The 7,438-nt window shown below is 67.0% G+C and carries 7 protein-coding genes; 2 read left to right on the top strand and 5 right to left on the bottom strand.

The features are described from left to right. From Q0W90_RS21715 to Q0W90_RS21695, 5 genes are all read right to left on the bottom strand, one after another. The coding region (locus Q0W90_RS21715; RefSeq protein ID WP_297776519.1) for an amino acid permease at nucleotides 1-792 on the bottom strand (792 nt) is incomplete at its 3' end. A 24-nt stretch (nucleotides 793-816) separates the two neighbouring features. Next, nucleotides 817-2,619 (bottom strand): sulfatase-like hydrolase/transferase, encoded by a 1,803-nt coding sequence (locus tag Q0W90_RS21710; protein WP_297697437.1) that lies wholly within the window; start codon nucleotides 2,617-2,619, stop codon nucleotides 817-819. Further along, nucleotides 2,612-2,734 (bottom strand): hypothetical protein, encoded by a 123-nt coding sequence (locus Q0W90_RS21705; RefSeq protein WP_297595065.1) that lies wholly within the window; start codon nucleotides 2,732-2,734, stop codon nucleotides 2,612-2,614. Before Q0W90_RS21705 ends, Q0W90_RS21710 begins: the two co-directional genes overlap by 8 nt. Before the next feature lie 36 nt (nucleotides 2,735-2,770). Continuing rightward, on the bottom strand, nucleotides 2,771-3,622 hold the full coding sequence (locus tag Q0W90_RS21700) for an energy-coupling factor transporter transmembrane protein EcfT (RefSeq protein WP_297595064.1): 852 nt from the start codon (nucleotides 3,620-3,622) through the stop codon (nucleotides 2,771-2,773). Beyond that, nucleotides 3,619-5,595, bottom strand: coding sequence for a DUF2232 domain-containing protein (locus Q0W90_RS21695; RefSeq protein ID WP_297595063.1), 1,977 nt, complete (start codon nucleotides 5,593-5,595; stop codon nucleotides 3,619-3,621). Before Q0W90_RS21695 ends, Q0W90_RS21700 begins: the two co-directional genes overlap by 4 nt. A 196-nt stretch (nucleotides 5,596-5,791) precedes the next feature. Here Q0W90_RS21695 and Q0W90_RS21690 point away from each other — a divergent pair, with 196 nt between their 5' ends. Continuing rightward, entirely contained in the window at nucleotides 5,792-6,280 is a 489-nt protein-coding gene (locus Q0W90_RS21690) for a MarR family transcriptional regulator (protein ID WP_297595062.1), read from the top strand. A 113-nt stretch (nucleotides 6,281-6,393) separates the two neighbouring features. Beyond that, on the top strand, nucleotides 6,394-7,438 hold a 1,045-nt coding region (locus Q0W90_RS21685; protein ID WP_297776514.1), incomplete at its 3' end, for an ATP-binding cassette domain-containing protein.

The raw sequence follows: 7,438 nt of genomic DNA, 5'->3' as shown, positions 1-7,438 counted from the left end.
CGCGCGCGGCATGGTCTTCTGCGGGTCTTTCACCTCGTCGCCCGCGGTGGACACGGCGTCGAGGCCGATGTAGGAGAAGAAGATAGTGCCGGCCGCCGACCCGATGCCCGCGGCGCCGAACGGCGCGAAGTCCTCTAGATGGTGCGCATCGAACGCGGTGAAGGCGACGATCACGAACACGACGAGCACACCCAGTTTGATCATGACCATGACCGCGTTGACCTTCGCCGATTCGCTGGCGCCGCGGATGAGCAGCAGCGCGCACATCGCGATCAGCGCGATCGCCGGCAGATTGAAATAGCCGGGTTGTGCATCCCACGGCGCAGCCGACACGGCGTGCGGCAGTTGGAATCCCATGAGGTTGCTCAGCAGCTTGTTCAGGTAGCCGCTCCAGTTGACCGCCACCGCGGCGGTCGCCACCCCGTATTCCAGCAGCAGGCAGGCCGCCACACCGATCGCCACCACCTCGCCGAGCGTGGTGTAGGCGTACGAATACGACGAACCCGAAACCGGCACCGCCGAGGCCAATTCGGCGTAGCAGACGGCGGCGAGACCGGCCGCGAGGCCCGCGAGAAGGAAGGAGACGATGACTGCCGGGCCGGCTTCAGGGACAGCCACGGACATGACGAAGAAGATGCCGGTGCCGATCGTCGAGCCGACCCCGAACATGGTCAGCTGAAAGGTGCCGATGCCGCGCTTGAGGCGCTCAGCCGCCCCGGGTGCGACATGCATCCCCACCACCGGGCGCCGCCGCAGCAGCTGCTGTTTCAGGCTGATCGACCTGGCTGGCAATTGCCCCTCCTGTCGCCGGTTTGGTCAGCGTCGCCGAAGCAGCCGCGCCAGGCGGGACCGCCGCGGGCGTGCCGGCCGTGAACGGCGAGAGGCGTACGGCCAGGGATTGTTTCGCTCGGGAACCGATTGGGCCCGGACGTGTTTGAGTTGGGCACGCAGGTGCTGGCGCAGGTCGTGCAGGTGCGGGTCGGTCCAACGGTTGGTTGCTTCGATCGGGTCCGCGGTCAGGTCATACAGCTCCCACTGGTCGTCGAGCGGCGACGTGCGGTACGTCTCTCCCCCGAGCCCGCTGGCCGCCAGGTGGCGCACCCCGGGTTCGGTCCAGGTGCCGGGATCGTCGAAGGTGCGCACCAGCTTCCACAGGTGCCCGCCGCCGCCGGCCGTGTCGTCGACGTGGACCACCAGTCCCTCGAAATTGGATGCGGTGTCCGCCGGAACCCGAATACGCAGTGGCGCGGGAGGATTGACCGTCTGCTTCAGTTGCCGTCCCAGACCGGACGCCCCGCTGTCTCCCTCGAGCACGTTGTCGCGGGTCATCAGGTAGACGGCCCGGGTCTCGTCGGCCCCAGCGCCGTCCACAATGGGCATGAGGTTGCGGCCCGGCAGCTCGTGCACTTCGGAAAACGACCCTGCCAGCGTGGCCGCGGCCGCCGCCACGTCGACACCGGCTGCCGCCAGTAGCGTGGGGACGAGGTCCACATGCGATGTCGGCGCCGTGATCGCCCGGCGCCGCGTCGAGCGCTCGCCGGTACGCGCGATGACGAAGGGAACGCGGGTGGCCTCGTCGTAGAGGTTGAACCATTTTTGATGAAGCCCGCCGTGAGCTCCGAGGAGATCGCCGTGATCGGCCGTGCGCACCAACACCGCGTTCTGCGAACCGGATTCGGTGACGGCCCGTCGGACTCGGTCGATCGGTCCGTCCGCCTCGGCATGCAATCGGTAGTACAGGTCGCGGTAGCGTTGCGCGTTGCGTTCGTACGTCCGGTTGATTGCCCGCGCCGGGCCGTACCCGGAGTAATACGCCTCGCGGAAGGCGATTTGGGCGGCCGGCTTGGTGGACAGGTCTTCATCGGCGGTCGGGGCCGGCGGGATCGGCGGTGGGTCTAGTGGCGACGGCTTCACGGGGCCCCGCCGTGACCATGCCGGAAAGAGCACGATGTCATGGGGATTCACGAAGCTGGCCACCAGGAGAAACGGGCGCAGCGCTTCGGGGTCGCCGGCGCGACGGCGCGCGTAGCGGTCGGTGAGCCAGGCGACGACGCGATCGGCGATCAGCGGGTCGCGGCGAATGCCGGCGTTGGCCAAGGCCGCCCCGTGCGGCTCCGGGCCAACCCATCCGGAGAAACCGAACGGTCCGAGCGGGTCGGCTTGCAGGTAGCGGCCCACCGCGGCGGGGTCGACGTTCCCGTCATCGTCGTTGGTAGCCAACGGATGCCCGGTCGCCGGGTCGGTGAGGTCGGCATGCGAAATGTGCCATTTGCCGTCGTAGTGGGTGTCGTATCCCGCCACGCGGAACCAGTTGCCCAGCGTCGGCACCTCGCCCTGGCGCAGCCACCGCATGCGGGAATCATCAGCGGCTTTTCCGATGCCGTCGGTCTGGGTGACCCCGTGTAGGTCGGGGTACTGCCCGGTGAAAATCGTTGGGCGACTGGGCACGCAGGCCAGCGACCCGGTGTAGTGACGGACGAAACTGACGCCGTGATCCTCAAACCATTTGCGACCGGCCAGCGTTCGGTCGCGCCACGCCAGCACGTCGGGCGCCTCGTACGGCGGCACCGCGCGTTCTTCGTCCGTCATGATGACGATGACATCGGGGCGATCAGACACGACCGTTCTCCAATCGATTCGCGAGCCCGGCGAGCAGCGCGTCGGACTGTCGTGCGAGGAAGCGACCCAGGGTACGTTCGGCCGCGATGATGCGCGTGCGCCGGATGTCGGTCATCCGCTCACGCTGCGCGAAGGGCTCACACCGACTCGCCTAGCTTGAGTGCAATATCAGGGTCTCGACCGCTACTCCCGTAGCGCCGACCAGGAGAGCGATGGCAAGTGCCAGCCAGTCTGCCAGCTTCGGTCGCGCCGGGCTGGCGGATAGTTGGCCGGTTCCGCCTCGGGCGGTGATCGCATCGCCCATTTCGTCAGCGCGGCGCAGAGTCACAACTAGCGCCGCTGCCATCAGGTCGATTAGGCCTCGGCTCTGCTGCCGGACCCGGCCCTTGCGAGTTTGCGGTGCCCGGTTGGGCCGCAACAGGCGAGCGGCGTAGAGCACTTGGAATTCGTCAATCAACATCGGGAAGGCGCGCAACGCCAGAGCCAAGGCCACCGCCCATTCGTCAATCGGAATGCGCAGCAGTCTAAGAGGTCGGCCCAATGCCGCTAGGGCGGGCGCGATTTCGGCGACGTTAGTAGTCCAAGACACCATCGCCCCCAGCCCCAGCAGTACCACCGATAGGGTGGTGATCCGCAGAAAGTGCAGCGCTCCACCGAGCCCGACGTGGACTCCTCCTATCGGTATCGTGGGCTCGCCGCCGGCGAGTGCGGCAGTTATGAAGCCCACCGCGAGAAGGGCCCACAGCCACCGCGGAATCGACGGCAATGCACCACGTGGAATATGGGCAATCCGGACTGCCGCCGCCAACAGTGCCGCGACCAACCCGATCGTCACCCACCCCGGATATAGCGTCAGCAGCACCGAAACACCGAAGACCACCAGAAGTTTGGTACCGGCCCATAAGTTGTGGATGGCCGAGCCTCCGGGCACCGGGACCAACAACACAACCGATCTGGTAGTGCGCCGGTTCGCATTGGACGCCGCGGTGGATGTTGTCGTCACGCCGGCCCCCTCGCCGCGGCGGTGGCAGACACCGCTTCCAGCAGGCCTTTACGCAAATGGATGGTCCGCGGACAAACCTCATCCAGCCCGACGAAGTCGTGCGAAATGACCACCAGTGTCAGACCGCGCCGATAACGCAGATCCGCCAGCACTCGCAGCAAACCGCGTTGGCTGCCGGCATCCAGCCCGGCCAGGGGCTCATCGAGAATCAACACGCGGGGTGAACACGCCAACAGACCGGCCAAGACCACGCGGCGCATCTGTCCGCCGCTGAGCTGATCGATGCGCCGCCTCGCCAGTGTGGGGTCCAGTCCGACTGCTTCCAGTGCCGCGGCCACGCGGTCGTCATCTCGGTGCGAAAAGCCTGCCACGGATGCCAATTCCAGGTCGACGTGGCTTCTCATCAACTGCAATCGGGCGGCCTGGAACGACAATGCCACCGCGCCGACATGTCTGTGGGCGGGCTCGCCGTCGATAAGGCAGGTGCCGGTGGTGGGCACCGTCAACCCAGCCATGATCCACGCCAGTGTGGACTTGCCCGAGCCATTGCCTCCGTGAATCAGAAGCCCGTCGCCCTGCTCCACCACGAAGTTGATATCGCGCAGCGCGGTTTTCGCCCACGGCGTCCCTCTGTTGTACTCGTGCCCCACGCCGATCACTTCGATGACCGGCATGTTCGAGCGGGGATTGACGGTGAGCGTCGGCGCCGGCGCGGCGACGGTCGTGACCATGCTGGTGTCATCGAACGAGTCGCTGAGGTTGATTGTGCGATCCGCGGATGCGGCCTCGTTATCGAAATGCGTGATGTGCACTAGGGCCGTCTGGTGTCGCTCGGGTAGACCGGACAGCGCGTCCAGCAGGAGTTCGCGGCCCTGCTGGTCGATCATGCTGGTGAACTCGTCGGCGATCAACAGCGATGGTTCTCGCGCCAGTGCCGCTGCTAGCGCAAGACGCTGCAGTTCCCCACCCGACAGACTTCCGGTGTCGCGTTCGGCGAGCCCTTCAAGGCCGACTTCGCGCAGCAACCGGTCCACATCGACCGCGGTGCCCGGCGGCAAACCCCAGACCACATCATCGGCGACCCGAGTGCCCAGGACTTGGGTTTGCGGATGTTGAAGCACAAGTGCCGTGCCGCCCACCCTGCCGATACCCACGGCGCCGGGGCGGCGCACGGTGCCCGACGTCGGCTCGCGTCCCGCCAAGATCAGCGTCAGGGTTGTCTTCCCGGAGCCGTTGGCGCCGACAACCGCGACATGTTCCCCCACCCGGAGGTCCAAGCTGATCTCACGTAATGCATCTTCGTCGGCGCCGGGGTACCGAAAACGCACGTGGTCCAAACTCACGGGCACGGGGCCGATCGGGGCATCGGAAGCTTCAGCGCCGTCTGAAGTATCCAGTTTGTGCACGTCGGGAATGCTGTGCATCCGTTCCAACAGACGCGAAAGCACCCACCAACCGATCAACGAAGAGATCATCACTCCGTAGGTGCCGTAGCCGAGCATCAACCACGGCCAGTAGTGCAGCGCATAGGCAAAGACCCGCTGCACATCAGCGGCAACCGCTTGCAGGTGAACTCGCGTCAAGAAGGCGGTGACGCCGTCCACGTTCGCGGTCATCACCTGAAAGATCAGGTGCCGCAACCGAGTTAGGACCACCAGCATCCCGACGGTGACGCCGGCGACGGCGACTCCGGCGACAAAGGACGAGACGACCACGGTTGGTACGCCCCGCCGATGGCGTTTGATCAATCCGGTCAACCCGCCGATGTAGGCGCAGTTGAGGACCGCCACGAAACTGCCCAGTCCAGCAATCAAAAAAGTAATCATCCCGGCGGCAACCGTGGCGGCGATGAGTACTCGAAAGCGGTAGCGGTAGGCCACCAGCGCCATCGGCACCGTCCCCAGTAAGGCCAACCCCTGAGCAAATGGGATGACCGTTGCGATGATGGCGATCACCGCACAAAGCGCTCCCATGACCGAGGCCTGCGCCAATTCGGGCGGTCGTAGGGGTCCACCCCGATGGCGCAAACGGCCGGGGCGAGGGTTAGTCACTTGACCGATTCTGCCAGGCCGCGATGCCAACTCTCGCTATTACATCGCGTGGTCCGCAAATGTCTGAAACACGCCGCCAATTCGGCCTCGCTTAGCAAAGCTATGCAACCATGGATACATGGACAATGTCGTCGACACCGCAAAGCTCAAGGAAGGGCAGGGACTGGGAGCCGATCTGCTCGCCGTGGTCGCGCGGCTCAACCGCCTGGCCACCCAGCGCATCCAGATGCCGTTACCGGCAGCGCAGGCGAGGCTGCTGGCCACCGTCGAAGTTCACGGCGAAGCCCGAATCGGTGACCTCGCCGCCGTCGATCACTGTTCGCAACCGACGATGACCACGCAGGTGCGCCGCCTCGAGGAAGCGGGCCTGGTCACCCGCGCGGTCGACCCGGGCGACGCCCGCGCGGTCCGGATCCGCATCACCTCTGACGGCAGGCGCACGCTCAACGCGGTCCGGGCCGACCGTGCCGCCGCGATCGAACCCCAGCTGGCGCTGCTCGACTCCGGCGACCGTCAGGTGCTGATGCAAGCGGTCGACGTGTTGCGCCGGATGCTCGACGATGCCTCCCTTGCGACCTCGCTCGCGGGCCGTCGTAACCCGCTGTGAACGTCGCAATCCTGGTGAGTGGACCCCGGGCACGGGTAAACACGTAGTCGAACGGGCGACCGGCGCCTGAAGGCGAGACCAATCGAGCCGACCGGTGACGAAAGGTGGCGGCCATGCCGATTGAGGCTTCGGCCCTTCCGGCCTCCCCGCTGACCGTGTGGGCCGGACCGAGCAGGTATGTCTTCGCGCCGGGACGCGACGTGATCGTCGGCTACGGCCCGGGTTACGACATCCCGCTGGAGGGTCTCGGGGGTCCTTCGGCGCGGCCGTCGGCGCCCCACCCGGACGTGGTGCTGCGGTTCAGCGGAGCCCAGTGGGTGGCCATCGATCTGAGCCACCGCGGCATCTTCCTCGACGGATTCCGGGTGCCGACGGTCGAGATCCGCGACGGCCTGGCGATCACCATCGGAGATCCCCAGCACGGTCCGCGCCTGGCTTTCCAGGTCGCACCCGCGCCCGCCCCGCCGGGAAACCCCCCGCCAGGCCACCCCGACCCGCGGGTTCCCACCCAAAGTGCCACCCAGCGCATGCCCGTGGTTGCGCCGCCACCAGCGGCTGCCCAGCGACCAGTCCCGCCGAATCCGCCGGCACCGCCGCCACCCGCCGCGGCGGCTCCTCCCGTTCAGCCACCCGTTGGACCGATGCACCCGCCCGTCGCACCCGGCGAGCCACCAAAGGGTCCGGGCCTGATCGAGCGGATGATCACCTCGAAGCTGCGCGCCCAGCGCCCCTCCCTCCGCACCGACGAAGCCAACACGACCTTTAGCCCGCCGCTGCGAACCGCGGCGCGCACCACCGGAGTGACGGCCCACCAGCTGGGCCTTGCCGTCGACGGGCAGCAGATGCTGTCGGGTATCTCGTTCACGGCACCTCCCGGCACCATGACCGCCGTCATCGGACCATCCGCCGCACGCAATTCCGCGCTGCTGGCCTTGCTGGCCGGCACCAGAGCGCCCAGCTCCGGGCGCGCCACCGTCGATGGACACGACGTGCACGCCGAGCCGCGGTCCATGCGCCCCCGCATCGGGATAGTCGCGCGCGACGACCAGCTGCACCGGCGGCTCACCGTCGAACAGGCCTTGACGTACGCCGCCGCATTGCGGCTGCCGCCGGAGGCCTCGTCCGAGCAGCGCGACCGTGTGGTCGGACAGGTTCTCG

The organism is Mycobacterium sp. (genome assembly GCF_025933915.1).
Classification (GTDB): domain Bacteria; phylum Actinomycetota; class Actinomycetes; order Mycobacteriales; family Mycobacteriaceae; genus Mycobacterium.
This window is presented reverse-complemented; position numbering and strand designations above follow the sequence as displayed.